General features: G+C 66.8%; 16 protein-coding genes. 3 read left to right on the top strand and 13 right to left on the bottom strand.

Annotated elements, in window-relative coordinates; genetic code table 11:
- Positions 1 to 65 precede the first annotated feature (65 nt).
- From F6Q13_RS03865 to F6Q13_RS03835, 7 genes are all read right to left on the bottom strand, one after another.
- Positions 66 to 1,313, bottom strand: a complete 1,248-nt coding sequence (locus tag F6Q13_RS03865; protein WP_293052508.1) for an alpha/beta hydrolase — start codon at positions 1,311 to 1,313, stop codon at positions 66 to 68.
- 72 nt (positions 1,314 to 1,385) lie between these two features.
- On the bottom strand, positions 1,386 to 3,713 hold the full coding sequence (locus F6Q13_RS03860; protein ID WP_293052478.1) for an APC family permease: 2,328 nt from the start codon (positions 3,711 to 3,713) through the stop codon (positions 1,386 to 1,388).
- A complete protein-coding gene (locus F6Q13_RS03855) occupies positions 3,713 to 5,500 on the bottom strand; it encodes an acyl-CoA dehydrogenase family protein (protein WP_293052475.1) in 1,788 nt (595 codons plus the stop codon). The genes F6Q13_RS03860 and F6Q13_RS03855 overlap by 1 nt, the downstream gene beginning before the upstream one ends.
- A gap of 22 nt (positions 5,501 to 5,522) precedes the next feature.
- On the bottom strand, positions 5,523 to 6,611 hold the full coding sequence (gene dapC / locus F6Q13_RS03850) for a succinyldiaminopimelate transaminase (protein WP_293052472.1): 1,089 nt from the start codon (positions 6,609 to 6,611) through the stop codon (positions 5,523 to 5,525).
- 26 nt (positions 6,612 to 6,637) lie between these two features.
- Positions 6,638 to 6,964 (bottom strand): ferredoxin, encoded by a 327-nt coding sequence (gene fdxA, locus F6Q13_RS03845; protein WP_293052469.1) that lies wholly within the window; start codon positions 6,962 to 6,964, stop codon positions 6,638 to 6,640.
- A gap of 233 nt (positions 6,965 to 7,197) precedes the next feature.
- Positions 7,198 to 7,905 (bottom strand): PGRS repeat-containing protein, encoded by a 708-nt coding sequence (locus F6Q13_RS03840; protein WP_293052466.1) that lies wholly within the window; start codon positions 7,903 to 7,905, stop codon positions 7,198 to 7,200.
- Between the two features lie 203 nt (positions 7,906 to 8,108).
- Positions 8,109 to 10,664, bottom strand: a complete 2,556-nt coding sequence (locus tag F6Q13_RS03835) for a bifunctional FO biosynthesis protein CofGH (RefSeq protein WP_293052463.1) — start codon at positions 10,662 to 10,664, stop codon at positions 8,109 to 8,111.
- Positions 10,665 to 10,849: 185 nt separating this feature from the next.
- Between F6Q13_RS03835 and F6Q13_RS03830 the strand changes: the two genes are divergently transcribed.
- Entirely contained in the window at positions 10,850 to 11,461 is a 612-nt protein-coding gene (locus F6Q13_RS03830) for a hypothetical protein (RefSeq protein WP_293052460.1), read from the top strand.
- On the opposite strand, the gene F6Q13_RS03825 is transcribed toward F6Q13_RS03830, so the two are convergent.
- On the bottom strand, positions 11,423 to 11,860 hold the full coding sequence (locus F6Q13_RS03825) for a hypothetical protein (RefSeq protein ID WP_293052457.1): 438 nt from the start codon (positions 11,858 to 11,860) through the stop codon (positions 11,423 to 11,425). The two genes, F6Q13_RS03830 and F6Q13_RS03825, sit on opposite strands and share 39 nt — an antisense overlap.
- Positions 11,861 to 11,911: 51 nt before the next feature.
- Positions 11,912 to 12,802, bottom strand: coding sequence for an N-acetyl-1-D-myo-inositol-2-amino-2-deoxy-alpha-D-glucopyranoside deacetylase (gene mshB, locus F6Q13_RS03820; protein ID WP_293052454.1), 891 nt, complete (start codon positions 12,800 to 12,802; stop codon positions 11,912 to 11,914).
- Between the two features lie 111 nt (positions 12,803 to 12,913).
- Between mshB and F6Q13_RS03815 the strand changes: the two genes are divergently transcribed.
- Both F6Q13_RS03815 and F6Q13_RS03810 read left to right on the top strand, forming a co-directional pair.
- Positions 12,914 to 13,513 (top strand): TetR/AcrR family transcriptional regulator, encoded by a 600-nt coding sequence (locus tag F6Q13_RS03815; RefSeq protein ID WP_293052451.1) that lies wholly within the window; start codon positions 12,914 to 12,916, stop codon positions 13,511 to 13,513.
- A gap of 168 nt (positions 13,514 to 13,681) precedes the next feature.
- Positions 13,682 to 14,839: a hypothetical protein gene (locus tag F6Q13_RS03810; protein WP_293052449.1), complete on the top strand. Its 1,158-nt coding sequence runs from the start codon at positions 13,682 to 13,684 to the stop codon at positions 14,837 to 14,839.
- A gap of 18 nt (positions 14,840 to 14,857) precedes the next feature.
- Here F6Q13_RS03810 and F6Q13_RS03805 read toward each other — a convergent pair whose 3' ends face one another.
- The 4 genes from F6Q13_RS03805 to F6Q13_RS03790 all read right to left on the bottom strand — a co-directional run bounded on the left by F6Q13_RS03805 (position 14,858) and on the right by F6Q13_RS03790 (position 20,712).
- Positions 14,858 to 16,753 carry an ABC transporter family substrate-binding protein gene (locus F6Q13_RS03805; protein ID WP_293052505.1) on the bottom strand — a complete coding sequence of 632 codons (1,896 nt, stop codon included), beginning with the start codon at positions 16,751 to 16,753 and terminating at the stop codon, positions 14,858 to 14,860.
- A gap of 152 nt (positions 16,754 to 16,905) precedes the next feature.
- Entirely contained in the window at positions 16,906 to 19,719 is a 2,814-nt protein-coding gene (locus F6Q13_RS03800) for an RND family transporter (RefSeq protein WP_293052446.1), read from the bottom strand.
- Positions 19,716 to 20,114: an MmpS family transport accessory protein gene (locus F6Q13_RS03795; protein ID WP_293052502.1), complete on the bottom strand. Its 399-nt coding sequence runs from the start codon at positions 20,112 to 20,114 to the stop codon at positions 19,716 to 19,718. The genes F6Q13_RS03800 and F6Q13_RS03795 overlap by 4 nt, the downstream gene beginning before the upstream one ends.
- Positions 20,115 to 20,277: 163 nt before the next feature.
- A complete protein-coding gene (locus F6Q13_RS03790; protein ID WP_293052443.1) occupies positions 20,278 to 20,712 on the bottom strand; it encodes a hypothetical protein in 435 nt (144 codons plus the stop codon).
- Positions 20,713 to 20,714 lie beyond the last annotated feature (2 nt).

Raw genomic sequence — 20,714 nt, 5'->3', positions numbered from 1 at the left:
CAACAACTACCACCATCCCGAACGCTACCTACCCCAACGGGAGTAGGGCAGCACCCGACACCCGCTCAGCCGACCATGCTGCGGGCGTAGACCTCGGCCAGGAACTGCTCGACGGCCACCGCCGCGTGCGTGGCACGTGGAGACCCGAAGAGGTCGAAAGCGTGCTGCGCAAAGGGCAATTCAGCATAGACGACCGGCTGGCGGCTGACCTCGCGCAGTCGGGCGGTAAAGGCACGGGCTTGTTCGACGGGGACCAACGAGTCGTTGGTCCCGTGCAAGAGGAAAAACGGCGGCGCGTCGGGACCGGCATACGTGATCGGGGAGGCGGCGCGAAAGGCCGCGGCGCTGTCGGCCCGGGACAGCTTGAACACGTACCTGGCCAGCATCGGCGCCATCATGGGGTGCATCGCCGCGTCGGTCCGGGTGAAATCGTAGACGCCGTAGAACGGCACCGCTGCCCGCACGCTGGTGTCGGCACTTTCGAAGCCCGGCTGAAACGTCGGATCATTCGCCGTAAGAGCGGCCAACGAGCTCAGGTGACCCCCCGCCGACCCGCCGGTGATCGCCACCCAGTCCGGGTCACCGCCGTACCCGGCGATGTGCTCCTTGACCCACACCAACGCCCGTTTGACATCGACGATGTGATCGGGCCAGGTTGAGCGCGGGCTGAGCCGGTAGTTGATCGCCACACATACCCAACCCGACTCGGCCAGATGACTCATCAACGGATACGCCTGTTGACGTTTGCTGCCCACCATCCACGCACCGCCGGGCACCTGGAGCAAAACCGGCGCCCGGGCATCCCGATCCAGGTCCGGATGTCGCCAGATGTCAAGGAGGTTTCGAGTGCCATACGGGCCGTAGCTGAGGTCGCAGTCGTGGACGTAGTCGCGGTAGACGCGCAACATGCGCACCACCCCGGCCGGCTTCGCGTTGCCGGCGCCCGCCGGGCGCTTCCAAAGATCGTCGGGCTCGGTGCGACGATCGGCTCCCAGCCCGACGTCCAATGCGGCGGTGAGCGGCCCGTCGGCCCGCCGGCCGATGAGGTAAAGACCCAGCAGCCCGAGCCACGACACCGCCGACATCAACCAGGTAAACCGGCGCAGCCGCGTCGACAACCAGCGTGTCATCGCAGCCAGCACCGCCAGGTGCCCGCCGAGCACCGGCAGCGGAAGCTCGGACGCGAACACGCCGAAGCCGAACGCATACATCGACGCATAGCCCCGGTGGGACATCGGGCGGTAGCCGTTGGCCGTGAATGCCGCTGCGGCCAGTGCTCCCAGGACAGCTACCAATCGGCTCAGATGCTTCACGACGGTCACTTAACCATCCGCTCGACCGTGCCATGGAGCGAGGGGGCAGATCGGCCAGCGCACTGCCGATACCTACGCCGACTCCCCGGGTTCGGCGACGATGTGGTACGCGGGGTCAACAATCACCATCGGGCGGTCGCGTTTCTGGCGTGCCTTGCCGGTAACCCGTAGCAGCTGGCCCGGTGCGATGTCGGCGCCGTATCCGCCCCGGAAGACGACGTGGACCTCTCCGCTGTCGTCGCCGACGACGATCCGGCGTAACGTCCGCCGTCGTTTGGTGACGTCCTCGACCTGGCTGACCCGGCCTTCGATGGTGGCACGCCGACCCGGTATCAGACCCCGCACCGGCAGGACCGCGGTCGTCCGCTCCGGGTGCAGGTAAGCGTACGAGCGCTGTTGCTGACCATCCAAAATTCGCGCTTCGAGCATTTGGACTTTCCGCGCGATCCGCTGCTCCCAGCCGTCGGGGAACGCTTCGGCGATCCGCGACTGCACGTCGTAGGGCACGATCGTCGCCGCCGCATCGGGAATCCTGCTGATCGCGCGCGCCATCTTGTCGGCGGTGCGGTCGTGCAGCAACCGACCCAGCAGCGGCGCGTAGGTGGGCCGCGGCAGGAGCACCGTCACATTCGTGTCGGGCTGTTCGTCGCGGGTGCTCGCGACGAGCAGCTGCGCGGCCCGGGTGATCCGCCGGTCCGGACAGTCCACCACACGCAGCGGGGTGTCCATTTCGAAGTGCTCCCAACGTCTTCGCAGCCGCGCCGCAACGTCGGGATCCAGCATGAAATGTACCGCGACCAGTTCGTCGGCTCGCAGCCCTTTTCCGTAGCGCAGCGCCTCGATCACCGAGAGATCCAGTGAGTTGACGAAGACGAAAACCCGGTGGCGAGCGTACTTCACCAATTCCGGTCGATCGGTACGGAACGCCTCGAGAATCGCTGCCTCGGCGCGAAATTCGCGATTGAGCCGCATCAAAGCGAATACCAGCAGAGGAAAGACGACAACCACCAGCCAGGCTCCCTCGGCGAACTTGGCCACCGCCAGGATCCCCACCACGAGCGTCGACATGATCCCTGCGGAGAGATTAATCACCAGCCGGTGTCGCCAGCCGGGTTCGCGATGTGTCAGATGGTGTTTGGTCATGCCGTAGCCGGCCATCGAGAAACCGGTGAACACACCGATCGCATAGAACGGAATCAGTGCGTTGACCGAGCCGCCGGTCACCACCAGCAGTGCCACCGACAGGGCGGTGAGCGTGATGATGCCGTTGGAGAATGCCAGCCGGTGCCCGCGTCTGGTGAGCTGGCGAGGGAGAAAACGGTCCTCCGCGACGAAGCTGGCCAGCGCGGGAAACCCGTTGAAGCTGGTGTTCCCGCCGGTGAACAAGATCGCGGCGGTCGATATCTGCAGCAACAGGAAAAGTGCCTGGCCAAGCACTCCATGACCGAAAATCACCCGGGCGATCTCGGAGAGCATTGACGGGTACTCGCTGATGTGCGGAGTGGCACGGGTCGCATAAGCGAGGTAGGACAAACCGGCCAGCAAGAAACCCAGGATACCGACCATGGTCGTCAACACCCGACGTGCGTTGATGCCTTGAGGCTTGCGAAAGACATTGACTGTATTCGATATTGCCTCGACGCCGGTCAACGAGGAACCGCCGTTGGCGAACGCGCGCAGCACCACCAGGATCGTGGCACCCATCACCAGACCGCTGCCCTGATGAACCGGGACCGCCCCGGTGATGTGCTGCGGGTCATATCTGGGTAATCCCCAAACCAGATGACGCACAACGCCCACCACGATCATCAACGTCATCATGATCACGAACGCATAGGTTGCCACCGCGAAACCTCGTCCTGCTTCTCGAAGTCCGCGCAGATTCGCGTAAGCCATGACGATTACCACGCCCACCGTGATTTCCAGGCTGTAGGGGCCAAGCCGAGTGATCGCCGACACCACCGCCACCGTGCCCGCCGCGGTCTGAACCGCCACGGTGACCACGTAGTCGATCAACAGCGCGGCGGCGGCAATCTGGGCTATCCGGGGGCCGAAGTTGTCCCTGGCCACCACGTAGGACCCACCGGCCTGGGTGTAGGCGATGACGACCTGCCGATACGATGCGCCCACCAACGCCAGGATCAGCAGGATCACCCCGGTGATCGGCAGCAGCAACACAAATGCCGCCAGGCCGGCGTGCGGCAGCAGTTCGATCATGATCTGCTCCGGGCCGTACGCGGTCGAAGAGATAGCGTCTGGTGAAAGCGCCCCCAGCGCAACCCGATTGGACAACTTCTCCGATTTGACGTCCTCGGTGATCAGCGGTCTGCCCAACAACACGCGCTTGACGACGTCGGAGAAAGACACCGGGATGGGCGGTTGGACGGCCGACCGGGTCATCAGTCTGTTACCAGCGCGCCGGCAGCGAGTTCGTCGAACCGCTCGATCGCCTCGTCGTCGTCGGCGTCGATGCCGCGCAGCGGGCCGCGATCGGCCAGGTAACGCTGCGCGTACAGCCGGGCGAGCAGGGCTTTGCGCTCGGCGTGGCGGGTATCACGCTCCCAGGCGGCCTGTTCGGCGAGCAAGGCCCCGGCGTGGACGTCACCCATGAACTGGGCCAGCGGGAACAGTCGCGCTTCGGCGACCCGGCTGTCGAGTTTCGTCCAGGCGGTGATCGCCGCGTCGAGGTCGTCGATGCGCCGGGCCACCAGCCGCGTCGTGTCGTCGTCGTCGGACACCGACACGGCGTCGCGTAGTCGCTCCAGCAGCGGCGCCTGCGCTTGGGTGCGCTCGATTCCGCGGCGCACGTCCAGACACAGAATGTTGTCCGGACCCTCCCAGATTGTGTTGACCTGAGCGTCACGCAACAGCCTTGCCACCGGCCAATTTTCGACGTAGCCATTGCCGCCGTGGATTTCGATCGCGTCCGAGGCCATCGTGATACCCAGCCGGCAGACCTTGAGTTTGGCGACCGGCACGGCGATCCGCTGGCGCACGGGTCGGGGCTGGCGATGATTGGCGAATCCGGTGCAGTCGAAGACCAGCGCCTGGGCGGCCTCGACATCGACGATCATCTCGGCCAGCTTGCGCCGCATCAGCGGCTTGTCGATCAGCGCGCCGCCGAAGGCTCGGCGCCGCTGCGCGTAGCACAGTGACTCCACCAGCGCGCGCCGCGCGTTGCCGACCGCGAACAGCGCGATGCCCAGACGCGCAGCGTTGGTGAGCTCCATCATCCGGCCCAGGCCCTTGCCGTCGTGCACTCCCGCAGCGGCGGGTTCGCCCGCACTGGGATGCTCGGAAAGCAGGAAGGCCTCCGCGTCGACGAACTCCACCTCGCCAGAGGCCACCGATCGGGTGCCGAGCTTGTCTTTCAGCCGGCGGATGCGCACCCCGTTGCGGGTTCCGTCGCGACGGGTGCGCAACACCAGGAAGGTGGCCACGCCGCGGCCCGAGTCGGGGGCCCCCTCGGGCTTGGCCAGCACGACGAACACCTGCCCGTCGCAGTTGGACGCGAACCACTTGAAGCCATTGAGGAGCCACGCGTCGCCGTGCTGGGTCGCCGTCGTCTCCAGCGCGCCGAGATCCGAGCCGCCGGTGCGCTCGGTCAGCAGCTGCGCGGTCTCGCCCTCCCATTCGCCGCTGTCGAACTTGGCCAGCACATGCTCGCGCACATCGGCCGGTGCGTAGGCCGCGACCAAGGACTTGACCATGCCGCCGCCGGTACCCAGTGCGCAGCCCATCCCGATGTCAGCTTGGTTGAGCAGATAGTTGGCCGTGAACAACGGCAGCGACGAATTCAGACCGGCCTGCCGGGCATCGTCTTTGAGCCTCTTGAGCGCGTCGAGCACCGCCCGTTTGGATTCGGTGAACGACGTGGGCTGCACGATCCGGCTGACATCGTGACCCCACCGGTCGTAACGCTCCAGCCGCGGCGGGTTGCGGTCGGTCTCCTCGGCCCACCGCGCCACCGGCCCGCCCATCAACGCGCCGATGCGGGTCAGGTGCGGCGCGACCACGGCCAACTCGTCCGGCTGCAAGTAGTAAGCCATCAGGAATTGCAGGCTCGGGTCGCTGACATACCAGTTGCGCCCCACGGCGCCCTGGTAGTTGTCCGTGCGGTAGCGCTCGGACTTTTCGGGAGTGGCAAACGGTAGCCGATCTACGGCTTCCAGGTCGTAGGAGCTCATGCTGCGACCGTATTACACGACGCTACTGGTGCAGCCGGTCGGCGGCCGCGGCGACGCGCTCGTCGGTGGCGGTCAGCGCCACTCGGACATGGCGAGCGCCACGGGGGCCGTAGAACTCCCCTGGGGCGACCAGGATGCCGCGGTCTGCCAGCCAGGCGACGGTGTCGCGGCAAGGCTCACCGCGGGTCACCCACAAATACAGCCCGGCTTCGGAATGGTCGACGGTGAAACCGGCCGTCCGGAACGCGGTCAACAACAGCTCACGCCGTCGCCGGTAGCGATCGCGTTGCTCGTGTATGTGCGCATCGTCGTCGAGAGCGGCGACCATGGCCGCCTGCACCGGGGTGGGCACCATCATTCCGGCGTGCTTGCGCACCGCCAACAGCTCGGCGACCACGCGCGGATCACCGGCGACGAAACCGGCCCGGTAGCCGGCCAGCGAGGAACTCTTCGACAGTGAGTGCAGCGCCAGCAGGCCGGTGTGGTCGCCGCCGCAGACCGACGGATGCAGGATCGACAGCGGCTCGGCGTCCCACCCCAGGCCCAGGTAGCACTCGTCGCAGGCCACCACAGTGCCCCGGTCCCGCGCCCAGGCCGCGACCTTGCGCAGGTGCTCGGCGCCCAGCACCTGTCCGCTCGGGTTGCCCGGCGAGTTGAGGAAGACCAGCGCCGGCGACTGGGGGCCAAGCTGAGTCAACGAGTCGGCACGCAACACCTGGGCGCCGGCGAGCCGGGCGCCCACCTCGTAGGTGGGATACGCCAATTCGGGCACGACGACCAGATCCTCGGCACCCAGCCCCAGCAGGGTGGGCAACCAGGCGATGAGTTCCTTGGTCCCGATGACGGGCAACACCGCTGTCTCGGTGAGACCGGTGACACCGAAACGCCGCGCCAACGCGCTGACCACCGCTTCGCGCAACCGTGCTGTGCCGGCGGTGCTGGGGTATCCCGACGCAGCGCCGGCCGCGGCCAGTGCCGCGCGGATCAGCGGCGCCACCGGGTCGACGGGCGTACCGACCGACAGATCGACAATGCCGCCGGGATGAGCCTCGGCCACGGCGCGCGCCTCAGCCAAGGTGTCCCAGGGAAACACCGGCAAAGACGCCGACACCGCCAGCCGGCGGTGCGTGATCCCGGTCAGTCGTCCTCGCCTTGCGGCGGCAGATCCCTGACCACCTGCGGGTCGTTCTCGGTCATGCCGACCTTCGCGGCGCCGCCCGGGGAACCGAGTTCGACGAAGAAGTCCGCATTGATCTGCGTGTAATGGGCCCACTGTTCGGGCACGTCGTCCTCGTAGTAAATCGCCTCGACGGGGCAGACCGGCTCGCAGGCGCCGCAGTCCACGCATTCGTCGGGGTGGATATACAGCATCCGAACACCCTCGTAGATGCAATCGACCGGGCATTCTTCGATGCATGCCTTGTCTTTGACGTCGACGCAAGGTTCGGCGATCGTGTACGTCACGAAGGTCTCCTCCATGTGCTGTTGCGGGTAGCCTGGGCAAGCCGGCACCGAGGCCGGATGCGGTCCGGCGCTGCGGGTCCGTTGGTTACTGATACTAGACGTTGCACATACACCGCAACCACGTCCCCACCCGCGGTGTGCCCAGGCCGAGCGAGCGGTCCCGCACGGCTTGGCACTCACGGCCGCCACCGTCGGCACGCCGCCGGCGAACGGGGCTGTGACGCCGCGAGCTATCAGTCAGGCGTGGTGGACTTTCCAGACTCGCCGACCGCACCGGACGCGCCTGGTGTCGCTATTCCGCCGGCACCGGTCGCGGTCGCCGCCCCGCCTGCGCCGCCGTCGCCACCGACGCCGGCTCCACCGGCCCCGCCATTGCCGAAGTCCCCGGCAGCCCCGCCGTTGCCACCTGCCACCCCGGCCTCGGTGCTGTTCCAGCCGGCACCGCCGTCGCCGAACAACAGCCCGCCGGCGCCACCATCGGGATGCGCCGCCGTTCCCGCTGCCCCGTCACCGATCAGAAACTGCCCGGACACCTGGTTGATCACGCCGTCGACCGTCTCACCCAACGGGCTCTTGATCCAGTCCTGCACGGCGCTGTTCATCGACTCGTACACGGACAACTCGACGCCGGACGGATCCGACGGCGAAAGCGGAGGCGCCAACTCTGACGCGGCCGCCCCGTGATCAGCAGCTCCGGTTCCCAGACCGAGGTTCGCCAGATCCGCGGCGAGAGCGGTGAACGTCGCATCCCACTGCGCGGGATCGACGAGGCCGTCCCAGCCGACGGTGCCCGCCCCCGCGGCCATGGCCGGCGCCGCCCAGGCGGCCGGATCGAGCAGGTCGATGATCCAGTCGAATTCGCTGGCCGTCGCCGCCGGCGCGGTGGCCAACGGAGTCGCCCCGAGGGCCAGCAACGCCCCCGCAGCCGCGGCGCCCAGCACCCGGCGACCACACCGGCATTTCGTGCCCGGACCTAATTGCACAGTGTCTTGCGGGCGACTCGAACGAGCAATCTCCCCTCGGCTTTCCCACGAGTAGTCGGCAGTGAAGACACAGGTTGCGCCACGCGCCACCCCGGAATTAAACGCTCTCCAAGCTACTGCAAGCGGTGCGTGCGGTCAAAAGAACCGCCGGCCCGCACCACTCAGGCGGACAGCGGCTCGTAGGTGGTGGTGCGCTGGCGGGCGGGGCGGCCGATGCCGGCGGCGATCGCCACCAACTCCGGCACCGTCTTGGCCGACCCGTGCTCGGAGCCGGCCATCCGGGAGATGGTCTCCTCCATCAGCGTGCCGCCCAGGTCGTTGGCGCCACCGGCGAGCATCACCCGGGTGCGTTGGACTCCCAGCTTGACCCAACTCGTCTGGATGTGCGGAATCCGGCCGTGCAACATGATTCGGGCCAGCGCGTGCACGGCCCGATTGTCGCGATGGCTGGGGCCCGGCCGCGCTCCGCCGGCCAAATACAACGGCGAACTCTGATGCACAAACGGCAGCGGCACGAACTCGGTGAAGCCCCCGGTGCGGTCCTGGATGTCGCGCAACACGTTGAGGTGGCCGACCCAGTGTCGGGGACTGTCGACGTGCCCGTACATCATCGTCGACGACGACCGCAGTCCGACCTCATGCGCAGTCGTCACGATCTTGACCCACAGCGACGTGGGCAGCTTGCCCTTGGTGAGTACCCAGCGGACCTCGTCGTCGAGGATTTCCGCCGCAGTGCCCGGGATGGTATCCAGACCGGCCTCGCGAAGGCTGATCAACCATTCGCGAATACTCAAGCCGCTCTTGGTCACCCCGTTCGCAATCTCCATCGGGGAAAAAGCGTGCACGTGCATCGACGGTACCCGCTCCTTGACGGCACGCACCAAAGCGGCGTAGCCGCCGACCGGCAGTTCGGGGTCGATACCACCTTGCATGCACACTTCGGTGGCCCCCGCCAGGTGCGCTTCCCACGCCCGGTAGGCCACCTCGGCGGTTGACAGCGAATAGGCGTCGGCGTCCCCCTTGCGCTGCGCGAACGCACAGAACCGGCAACCGGTGTAGCAAATGTTGGTGAAATTGATATTGCGGTTCACCACGAACGTCACGTCGTCGCCCACCGCGTCCCGGCGCAATGAATCAGCGAATCGCGCAACGGCATCCAGTGCGGGACCGTCGGCAGTGGCCAGCGCCAGGTATTCGGCGTCCGTGCAGCCGCCCGGATCCCGTTCGGCCGACCGAAGCGCCGCCAGCACGTCGGTTTCGACGCGCTCGGGGGCACGCCCAGCCAGCTCACGCACCTGCGCTCGGATCGAGTCCCAGTCACCGAAAGCACTGTCCAGGTCGCTGCGGGTAGCGCTGTTGCGACCCTCGGTGTCGATCGACGCATTGAGATCTATTCGGCCCGAAGACGTTACGTCGTCGGGTTCTTGCCACGGCATGCCGACCGGATTGCCGGCACGAGCCAATCCGGTGGCCGGGTCGGCCAGCGCTGCAACATGACCGGCAACCCGCGGGTCGATCCATGCCGGACCGGCCAGCACGTACTTAGGCTGCGCGGTCAACCGCTCCACCAGGTCGTAACCGGCTTGGCGGGTGACGGCGGCCAGCTCAGCCACAGCGGGCCAGGGCCGTTCGGGGTTCACATAGTCGGGTGTCAGTGGGGAGACCCCGCCCCAGTCGTCGACACCGGCGGCGATCAGCGTCAGACACTCGGCTGCCGATACCAGGTTGGGCGGCGCCTGGATGCGCAACCCCGGGCCAAGCACCAGGCGTGCGACCGCCACCGTGGCCACGAAGTCGTCGATATCGGCGTCGGGCGCGGCCGCCATAGCGGTGTGCTCCTTAGCGCGGAAGTTCTGCACGATCACTTCCTGGATATGCCCGAACTCTTTGTGCAACTTTCTGATTGCGTGTAATGTCTCTGCGCGCTCACGCAGTGTTTCGCCGATGCCGACCAAAATCCCGGTGGTGAAGGGGATCGACAACCGGCCGGCGTCGGTCAACGTTCGCAACCGAACCGCAGGATCCTTGTCCGGGCTGCCGAAGTGGGCAAGACCCTTGGTTTCAAACAGCCGCCGCGAGGTCGTTTCGAGCATCATTCCCATCGACGGCGCCACCGGTTTCAGCCACGACAGCTCCGACCAGCTCAGCACGCCGGGATTGAGATGCGGCAGCAAACCGGTTTCCTCGAGCACCCGGATCGCCATCGCCCGCACATACGACAGTGTCGAGTCGTAGCCCCGTTCGTCGAGCCACCGACGCGCCTGGGGCCACCGATCCTCGGGCCGGTCACCGAGAGTGAACAATGCTTCCTTGCAGCCGAGTTCGCCGCCACGGCGGGCGATATCCAGAATTTCGTCGGGCTCCAGATAGAGGCCGGCGCCACGGGCGAGCAACTTGGCGGGCACGGTGGCGAACGTGCAGTAGTGGCAGTTGTCACGGCACAGGTGGGTGACCGGGATGAACACCTTGCGTGAATAGCTGACCGGCAGCCGGCCGCTGGGGCCACGCCGCCCCTCCGACTGCAGACCCGCATCACGCACTCCCGCCGCGCTGCGACACAAGTCGGTCAGATCCCTACCCCGGGCCGTCATCGCGATCGCGGCCTCGTCGACGTTCAACACCACCCCGTCGCGGGCCCGTCGCAATACGCGGCGCAGCGCGGCCGAGTTGAATTTCGACGGCACCGTCGGGCTGAGTAGGTCCTGGCCGAATCTCATCGGCGGGTCCGCACAACCCGAAACCTCCGCGCGTGCCATACGCGCAACAGTAGCGCCACACCGCGCCGCCCAGAATCCCCGGCCATCACGGTCGCCGCTTTGCCGCGACATCGCGCCGTGAACTGCGCACCGGCGCGGCGAAGCAGTTAGGCTCACTGCCTGACGTGCATAGTCGAGGAGTCGTTATGGACGTTTTTGCCCGGTCACTGCCTACCGCGGTGAGCGCGGTCGTCAGTGCCGCCGTCGTTGTGCTGACACCGTCGGCGACGCCCACCCTCGCGACTACCGCCGACCCGGCGGCACTTCGACTGACCTCGGCGGCCCAACTACCCGGGCCGGATCTGCCGGACCCGACACCGGCCGTGCTCACGCCCGCACCGGACGAGGTCACCGCCGCGGTCCTTACCGCCGGGTCTGTCGGCGCAGACATCGGCGCCGACATCGAGGCCTTCTACAACGCGGTCGAACCGTGGATGGCCTACGGGGTCAACCTGGAGTCCTGGGCGGTTGGCTGGGTGCCGCTCGCCGGGCTGCTGGCACCGCAGCTGCTGTTCTTCTACGACCTCGACGAGCCGATCCTGCAGAGCCTGGTGTTTAACACCGCCGACTTGCTCAGCGGGACCGTCGATCTCGCCCAGGCACTCAACAACGTCGGCACAGCAGCCACCGACGCCTTCGACACCTTCGCCACCACCGAGGCCGACTGGGTGAACAGCCTGCTGCCGCCGGCCCCGCCCGCGGCCGTGGACCCCGGCGGGCTAGCCGACATCGGAGCCTTGTTCGGTCTCCTCCCCTGAGTGCGGAGACCGACGCCGCCACAGCACCCACACCGGCAGCCCCACGCCCAGAGCCAACAGCAGAATCGCGCGGTATCCCGGCCCGCCACAGGTCATAGCCAAGATACAATCGTCACCGGGACCGCCCAACGACATCACCGCGATCGTCACCAACCAGGTCCACAGCGGCAGGGCGGCCACCCGGGCCGATTTCGTCCACGCCCCGGCCGCCCACACCAGGGCGGCATTGAGCAGACCGCTGATCAACGCGCTGACCGGAAAGGGAACCGAACCGATATAGGCGGGTAGCAGCAGGGCGCCGACCACTGCCGAGAGAATCCCGTCGACGGCCAGTAACGTCACGACGACGATCCGCATCACCGGATCGGCCGCACCGGTCTTGCTGACAGTCGAGTCCATCCGAATTCCTTCCGCGGCAGCCTCGTTGGGCAGCCTACCGGGCCACACCGGCTAGCCGAGGTCGAGTCCGGCGAGCAGGTCGCTCTCCCAACCGCGCTCGTCGCGGGATCCCGGCGTGCCGGCGGCCAGAACGTAATGCTCCCGGCCCAGGATGGGCACGGCGACGTTGTTGGACAGGGCGCACGCCCGTCCGGTCGGTCCGACGACGATCTGGGTGGCATGCGCGGCAAGTGCCACCCGCTTGGCCGGCAACGCGTGCTCGGCGTCGATGACGGCGTCGACCTGATCGTCGGAATAGACCTTCACCCCGGGCTCAGCGCCGCCCGGCGGCAGCACCCACCCGGGCCGCAGGTCGCCGGGGCCCAGCGCGTTGCGCCCCGCCGCGATCGCGCTCCCGGCCGTCACCGTCCAGTAGAACTTGGGCACCGTCCACGGCGCACCCGGGTAGCCGTCGCCGCCCGCGGCCGCGACCGCGGCGGTGGTGACGGTGTGGGCGCGAATGTGGTCGGGATGCCCATAACCGCCGACGGGGTCGTAGGTCACCACGACGTGCGGGCGTAACCGGCGGATGAGCGCGACCAGCGCACCCACCGCCTCATCTTCGTCGGCGTCGATGAAGCGGGTCTGACGGCGGGGTGGCGTCCCGGCCATGCCGGAATCCCGCCAGCGTCCCGCGCCGCCAAGGAAGGTCGGCTCGCCGACGCCCAGCGCCCGCAGCGCAACGGTCAGCTCACCGATGCGGTAACCGCCGAGTTGATCGGCGTGCTCGACGCCCAGCAGCGCCCAGCGGTCGCCGATGACCTCGCCCTCCTCGCCCAGCGTGCAGGTGACCACCTGCACCTGCGCGCCCCGCGCAGTGTAGTGCGCAATGGTGGCGCCGTTGCTCAAACTCTCGTCGTCGGGATGCGCGTGCACGAACATCAGCCGGGGCGTCTCCAGCATGGTGGTACCCTACCGACCCCCTGGTGGTGCCGCCGGGTGCCAACACAGCGCTACCGACGGACCGGCTCAGCCACCCACGATGGGAAAGACCGAGTTGCCTACTATTGGCCAATGGCCCAACAGGTCGCGGTCCGGCCCCGCCGGCGAGGCAAAGAACTCGAGCATGCGTTGTACGACGCCGCTCTGGCTGAACTGGCCGACGTGGGGTACGCCGGGCTGACTATGGAAAGGATCGCGGCGCGTGCCCACACCGGCAAGGCCGCGCTGTATCGGCGGTGGTCCAGCAAGCGCTCCCTGATCCGGGACGCCTTAGAGTATGCGCTGCCGGCAATTCCGGAGCCGTGCAACAGCCGATCGGCGCGGGAAAACCTGCTCGCGGTGTTCACTGCGCACTGCGATGTGCTGGCCGGCAAAACCGCGTTCCCGGGTCTGGCCATCATCGCCCAGCTCATCCACGCGCCCGAACTGCGCGCCATCTTCGCCGACGCCGTGGTGGCCCCGCGCCTTCGGATCATCGAGTCGATCCTGTGCGCCGGCGCACGCGATGGCGAGATCAAGTCCGACATGCTCGGCCCGCTGGCCGCCCGGGTGGGACCAGCATTGATCAACCAGCACCTGATGCTCACCGGCGCTCCTCCCAGCAAGCACGACCTGATCCGCATCGTCGACACCGTCATCCCCCCGGCGTCCGCTACCGGCACGTCTTGCTGAGGGCACCACGGCTACCGTCGGTCGCGACCGGGTCTTTTCTGCCGCCGCCTGCAGCGAAAACGAGTGCCGGGCGGCGCGCAGCATAGTACACTGCGGCATCCGGTGGATGCTCGCCCCGCACTGCGAACATCGCGTATCCGTCGGGTGCGGCTGAAGAAAGGACGACCGGTGGAGCATGCGACCCGTCATCGACTGAGCGTCCTGACCATCGGGCTGGGCATCGGGGTGGCGCTGGGAGGCAGCCCGGCGATCGCTTCAGCCGAGCCCGCTCCCGCGCCGGTGCCGGCATCGTCGTGGATCGATCAACTCGGAGGCCCGCCGGATCCGGCAGCGACGACATCGGCGATGGACATGCAAGTCTCCGTCGACGGGATGGATTTGTTTCCGACGACCGACAACACCGCCACGGCCACCTCGGGCGCCGACAACCTCGCGATCGCCATCGGCGACGGCGCCAACGCCCAGGCCACGGGCGGAACTTTTCTGCTCGCGGTCGCCGACGGCCCCGGCAGCAAAGCCGTCGCGGGGTTGGCCAGCTTCTTTCCTCAAGTCCTCGATGTCGCGATCGCTCACGGCACCGACAGCACCGCCGGCGCCGGGTTGGGCGGCGGCTTCGACGTCTCGATCGCCAACGGCGCCCACAGTCTCGCCGACACCGGATTGGTCGGTTTCTTCGATGACGCCTTCGCCGACGGCACCAACAGCATCGCCGGCGCCGGAACGAAAGGCGACTTCGACCTGGCCACCGCCATCGGCACCGGTAGCGACGCCAGGGTCGGCATCGGCGGCAACGTCAACATCGGTTCCGCCATCGGCACCGACAGCCACACCGTGGTCGCGGCGGGCCACGCTGATCTGGCCTCCGCCATCGGCACCAACAGCAGCGCCAGCGCCGGCATCGGCACCGGCGACCTGGCCTCCGCGATCGGCCCCGACAGCGACGCGAACGCCGACGGCGTCCTGGAAACCGCATTCGCCAACTTCGCCCACAGCGACGCCACCGCCCAGGGCGGCATCCTCGACTCCGCCACCGCCAACGGCGCCGGCGAGGCCACAGCCGGCGACGGCACCGGCGACTTCGCCTGGATCGCCAACATCGGCAGCGCTCTCGACAAGGCCGTCGCGGGCGGCACCAGCACCACCCTCCTGGGCAACTTCGACATCGCCACGATCCTGGGTGCCGGCAGCACCGCGCTGGCCGGCTCCGGTCTCACCACAGCCGGCAACCTCGACCTCGCCGGCGCCCTGGGCGACATGCTCACCGCTAACGCCACCGGCGCCGACTTCCTGGTCGATTTTCCGATCAACCTCCTGTCGTTGCTCTAAGGCCGGCCCGCCCGGCCGTCACTGCGAGGCTTTCATCCACTGGCCGGCGTCGCCGACGATGCCGACGGGCACGGCACCGGACAGGCTGACGTTGAGCACACTCGGCCCGGCCGCGACGATCGTGGTGTCCTGCAGGATCGGCAGCACCGTCGACATGTTCCACAGCCGCGGCTCGACCGCCTTGATCACGTCGTCGATATTCTTGGTGCCCTGCAGCGCGGCATCGATGTTGGACTGGATGCTGCGATCGCAGATCCCGGTCAGGTTCGACGGCGCCTGCACCAGCGCACCCGGCTCCACGGCACGGCCCGGTGTTGTGGGCGTCTGCGGCGTGGGAGCCGAAGTCACCGCGGATGTCGGGGCCCGCCCGGCGGCCGACGTCGGCGCGCCAACCGGCGCACCCGACGTGGGCACCGGTGTCGCCTCCAGCGCCGGGCAGCCGTATCGCGAGGCCAACACGGTCGCCAAACTCCCCCCGGCCTGGTGCCACCCCACAATCGCATCCACCCGGTCGTTGACCAGCGCGTCGCGGTAGAGGACCACCGGATCCAATGCCAGCACGGTCGCGGCGATCCCGACTGCGCGCAACTGGTCAGCCGCGGTGTTGGCCACCGCAACCGACGTCGGGTCGTTGGCGGCCACCCCGATAGCCAGCGAAAGCTGCTTGCCGTCCTTGCTGACCCGGCCACGGGTGCCCTCCGGCGGCCCGCTGCCCACCGGGGCGGTCGGCGGATCGGCGGCCGACGGCGGGGTGTCCTTCTCGACCTGATAACCCGAGTCCTGCAGCAACCCCAGCGCCGCCGTCCGGCTCATCGCCGCCGGCGCCGTCGGCTCGTAGCCGGGGTCGCTGGGTGAGCGGATCTGCGCCTGATCCAGTTGGACGGTGTTGTCGCTACCGGCGCCGACGGCCGCCAGCAAGTCGACGTCGAGCAGACCCAGAATCGCCCTGCGCACCTGCACGTCAGCCAGCTTGGGCACATTCGCGCGCAGCGTGAGCTCCATGATCCGGGGGGTCATGATCCGGGCGGTCCGCACTTCCGGGATCGCCGAGAGCTGCGCGAACGCGGTCGACCCGCCATGCACCTGAGCCACCTGGGTGTCGCCGTTGCGGATCGAGTCGGCCAGCGCGGCCGGTGCGCCCGCCCGCCGGAACAGGAGCAAATCCGGTTTGGCCGGCGGTCCCCAGAACCGGTCGTTGCGGGCGAGCAGGATCTCGTCACGCTGCGGGTCGATGGTCTCCACCCGGAACTGCCCGCCGGTAACCGGCAGCGCGCGGGCCAGCCCGGCCGGGAAGCCACCCGGGACATCCTTGACGATGTGCGCCGGCAGGATGTTGTTGAACAGCTCCCGCCAGGCCGGATACGGCTGGGAGAACGTGACGACCGCCTGCTTGCCGCCGTCGACCGACTGCACGCCGGTGATCAGGTCGTAGCCGGCCGGGTCGACCACGCCGGGTTGGCTGACCATCTGGCGCCACAGATACCACAAGTCGTCGGCGGCGATCGGCGCGTTGTCGGTCCACTGCGCCTCCGGCCGGATTTTGTAGGTCACCGTGAACGGGTTGTCGTTGGTCACTTCGGCGGACACCAGAAGCGTCGAGTCCATCTCCCAGCGCGACCCGGTGGGGGTGTCGGGGTCAGGTACCGGCCGAAACGCGCTGGGCAGCACCAGCGCGCTGATCGCGGCGTTGACCGGTGACAGATCCGACAGCAGGTGCGGGTTGAAACCGGCGCCAATCGAGTCGATGCCCATGATGATCTGGGTGATCCGCGGCGGCGGGGGCGGCGCGACCTTGGAGGTCTCGGTGCTTTGCGGCGCCGGCGGCGGGTTGACCGTGCAACCCGCCAGCATCAGCGCCGACGCCAGCACGCCGGTGCGAATCCAGACACGGCGAGCTGATGCGGGCACGCGCAACAGGGTATCGAGAGCCGCTTCCGGTGAGCCCGGGTGTCGTCGATCCGGCGTGGCGGGCGCACCGGGTCGCGAGATCGCGGCGTCAGCCGGCTGCGCAGCGCGCCGCCGGCGCGATCCGGCTGTCAGGCAGCACAGCGCTGCGGCCCTGACGTTCACCGGGGGCGGCTGCGTACCAGGGTCGGCCACCAGAACCATGGCCCCAGGATTCGAACGATGGACGGCACGATGAACGACCGCACCACCAGCGTGTCGAGCAGCAGTCCGATGCAGACGGTCGATCCCACCTGCCCGATCGTTCGCAGATCGCTGGTGAGCATGGCCAGCATCGTGAACGCGAACACCAGGCCCGCCGACGTCACCACCCCGCCGGTGCTTCCGAGCGCCCGGATCAGACCGGTGTGCAACCCGGCGTGGATCTCCTCTTTGACCCGGGCGATCAGCAGCAGGTTGTAGTCCGAACCGACCGCGACCAGGATGATGAACGTCAGCGGCAACACCAGCCAGTGCAGATGCAGGCCGATGAGATGCTGCCAGACGAGTACGGACAGCCCGAACGCCCCGGCGTAGGAAAACGCTACTGTGCCGGGAATGACCAAGGCCGCCACCAGACTTCGGGTGATGAACATCATGATCAAAAAGATCAGGATCAAGGCGGCGATCGCGGCGATGAGCAGATCGGCGGCGGCGTATTCCTTGATGTCCTTGTCGGTCGATCCGGAGCCGCCGAGATAGATTCGCGCGCCGGCCAACGAGGTCTCTTTCAAGATCGTGGTGATCGCCCGGGGGAACTGCTCGACGTGTTCCACACCTTCGGGTCCCATGGCGTCGCCTTCGTGAGTGACGATGAACCGGGCCGCTTTGCCGTCGGGTGACATCATCAATTTCATGCCGGTCTTGAGGTCTTCGTTGTCGAAAGCCTCGTGGGGAATGTAGAAGTAGTCGTCGCTGCGCGACTTGTCGAAGTCGTTGCCGACGTTGATCTGATCGTCGAAGGTCTGCTCGGTCTGGATGGACTGAAGGTCCGCGGAGCCGTAGCTGTTGACCAACTTCGACTGGAGGGCCTCGGTATCATCGGCCGTGGCTTTCAGCTGCGCAATGATCTGCGGCAATATCTTGTCGATCTCCTCGAGGGACAGTTTGGCGTGGTTGATATCTTCCGCCAACTTGTCGATGTTGTCGACCGTGTCGAAGACCGATCTGAACGTCCAGCAGATAGGAATATCGAAGCAGTGCTTCTCCCAGTAAAAGTAACTCTTGATCGGCCGGAAGAAATCGTCGAGGTTTGAGACTTCCTCGTTGATGGACTCGGTGACTCGCTGCAGGTCCTCAACGGTGAGTACGGTTTGGTGCAATTCATCGGACATCCTCTGGAAGAAGAAAACCTCTTTCCGCAACACTTCGACGGAATGCGCCTGGATCTCCGCCTGTTGGTCGGTATTCAAATTTTGCTCGACGTTAAACGGAAGCTGCTGGCCGTTGCCGCTGCCTTGTGTGGTGAACAAATAGGGAATGCTGGCGTGCTCGAGTGCGTGACCCAAAGGCCTGGTGATGCTTTGCACCATCGCCACGCCGGGCAGGCGAATGAGAGCTTTGGCGACCCGGTCCAGCGTGATGAAATCGGCCGAGTTGCGCATGTCGTGATCGGTTTCGACCATCAGCATCTCGGAGAAGAGTTTGCTCCTGGAGAAATGTCGGTCGGCTGCGGCGAAGCCCAGATTGGCCGGGGCGTCGCGCGGCTGATATTGGCGATCGTCGTAGTTCTGCCGGTAGGTCGGCACGAAGATCGCCCCGAGCATCACGACGGCCGAGCTGGCGGCCAGGATCGGCACCGGCCACCGCACCACACTCGCACCGATGCGCCGGTAGAGGTGGGCCTTGGCGGCCTGTCGCGGTTCGAACATCCCGAACAGGCTGCCCACGGTCAAGATCGCCGGGCCCAGCGTCATCGCTGCGGCGATGGTGAACAGCATGCTGATGGCAACGGCCGGACCCATGGTGTGGAAGTAGTTGAGCCGCGCGAAAGTCAGGCAGAAGGCGGCCCCGGCGATCGTCAGGCCCGAGCCCACGACGATGGGGGCTATCCCCCGGTAGGCGGTGTAGAAGGCGTCCTCCCGGCTGTCGCCGGCCTGGCGCGCCTCGTGATAGCGGCCCATCAAAAAGATGCCGTAATCCGTGCCCGCCCCCAGCGTCAGCGCGGTCACGATGTTCACCGCGAACGACGACAGCTCGATGTAGCCGAAATGCCCGAGGGTCGCGACAACCCCCCGGGCAACTTGCAGCTCGATGAGGACGCCGAGCAGGGGCACCAACAGGGTCGACGGGCGGCGGTAGACCAGCAGCAGCATCACGATGATGAGCCCGATCGTGACGATCGTGACGTTGTTCAGGCTGGAATTGGCGATGGCGAGGGTGTCGGAAGCCAGCGGGGCCGCGCCGCTGACGTAGACCTTCAACCCGGGTGGCGGGGTGTCTGCGGCGACAATCGCGCGGACGGCGGCCACGGATTCGTTGGCTTTGATCTGACCGATGTCGCCGGCCAGACGAAGCAGCACATAGGCCGATCGACCGTCGAGGCTCTGCGCCCCGGCCGCGGTGAACGGTTTGCCCCACAGATCCATCACGTATTGCACGTGCTGGGTGTCGTGCTCGAGCCGGCGGATCAGACCGTCGTAATACTCGTGGTCGGCGACGACCAACAGGCGGTTGGCCTCCAACACGATCATGGCCAGGCTGGTTGAGTCGGACTCGCGGAACTTCGCGCCGATAGCCAACATCGACCGCTGTGAGGGCGCGTAATGCGGCACCATCGGCCCGGCCAGCTCCGCCGCGACGTCTTCCACTTTCGGCATGAAGGTGTTCGTCGTTACGGCGAGCAGGCCCCAGAAGACGATGATCGGGATCGCGAGGACACGGACCATTCTGGGAATGACGGGGCGTTTCACCTGCTCTGCCCGATGCTCGCTCATGCCGACTTCACTCTGCACTCGACGTCGGCGTCCTCGTGGGTAGTCCAATGTTCATCGCGGACTACACCGTCCACCAACATCCGGCAACCCACCTGTCCACCGTGGACGTGCACCGACACGCTGCCGGAAACCACCGTGAGCGTGGTCGTCTCCGTGTGGGACCACGGCAACGTCGTGACATCAACCTGGTGTGGATGGCCGTCGATGTCGATGTAGACCAGCTTGCCGCCGGTTCCCGCGGAGCCGAACACCTCGTAGGTGAGCCGTTTGGGATTGAACTCCTCGGGTGCCTGCGGACCATTGACAGTGATGACCGGCGCCGGAGCGGAGAACTGATGCACCTTCCACATCCCCAGCAGGCCGAGGCCGATTGCAACGACGGTCACCAGCGGCATCCAGGTTCGCGCCAGCAGAGTCCTGCCGACCGAACGAGGGCTCACTCGATCACCTTCTTCGAATCCGTTCTCGGGCATCGCGTCTTGCCGCGCGGCCCGGACTCCCGACTATATATCAACTCTCTTGAGAAGTAACCGACACGGTCCTTGCTCCACTAGGACCTCAATAGGCCCTCAATAGGTCCCGAAGGCGCTTTTTCAGCCCCGCACTGCTGATCAGGCGAAAGGCCAGGTTCACCGACGCCAGCATGGGAATGACCCCGAGAAATGTCCGCTCGGACGGCGTTGCCCCGTGCAAATGGTAGAGGCTGCCACACACATAAAAAAATCCCAGCATGAACAACGTGCCGGGGGCGCACAATGCCATCGGAGCACTGCGATCGGCAATGATCTGCTGCGCATAGGCCAGTTCATCTCCTGAGAGTGGTTGGCGCTTGCGTAATTTCTTGATGATGACAAAGGCGCTGTCAAGCTCCTCACTGATCGGGAGAGGCGCCCGATTGAGCAACCGCTGGATGTAGAACGATGCAATGGCGGCGCACAGCAATACCAGGCAAAAAGCGATTATCGTCAGCACCCCCCACAAACCCGGTTCCACCA

The sequence above is a fragment of the Mycobacterium sp. genome, assembly GCF_008709575.1.
Taxonomy (GTDB): domain Bacteria; phylum Actinomycetota; class Actinomycetes; order Mycobacteriales; family Mycobacteriaceae; genus Mycobacterium.
The sequence above is the reverse complement of the archived record's forward strand: the minus strand, read 5'-3'. Positions and strand labels throughout refer to the sequence as shown.

Excerpts from the sequence above, each read along its gene's own strand:
- F6Q13_RS03860 (WP_293052478.1), bottom strand. The coding sequence starts at position 3,713 with ATGACCCGGTCGGCCGTCCAACCGCCCATCCCGGTGTCTTTCTCCGAC.
- F6Q13_RS03855 (WP_293052475.1), bottom strand. The coding sequence starts at position 5,500 with ATGAGCTCCTACGACCTGGAAGCCGTAGATCGGCTACCGTTTGCCACT.
- F6Q13_RS03835 (WP_293052463.1), bottom strand. The coding sequence starts at position 10,664 with ATGAGATTCGGCCAGGACCTACTCAGCCCGACGGTGCCGTCGAAATTC.
- F6Q13_RS03830 (WP_293052460.1), top strand. The coding sequence starts at position 10,850 with ATGGACGTTTTTGCCCGGTCACTGCCTACCGCGGTGAGCGCGGTCGTC.
- F6Q13_RS03825 (WP_293052457.1), bottom strand. The coding sequence starts at position 11,860 with ATGGACTCGACTGTCAGCAAGACCGGTGCGGCCGATCCGGTGATGCGG.
- mshB (WP_293052454.1), bottom strand. The coding sequence starts at position 12,802 with ATGCTGGAGACGCCCCGGCTGATGTTCGTGCACGCGCATCCCGACGAC.
- F6Q13_RS03815 (WP_293052451.1), top strand. The coding sequence starts at position 12,914 with ATGGCCCAACAGGTCGCGGTCCGGCCCCGCCGGCGAGGCAAAGAACTC.
- F6Q13_RS03800 (WP_293052446.1), bottom strand. The coding sequence starts at position 19,719 with ATGAGCGAGCATCGGGCAGAGCAGGTGAAACGCCCCGTCATTCCCAGA.
- F6Q13_RS03795 (WP_293052502.1), bottom strand. The coding sequence starts at position 20,114 with ATGCCGCTGGTGACCGTCGTTGCAATCGGCCTCGGCCTGCTGGGGATG.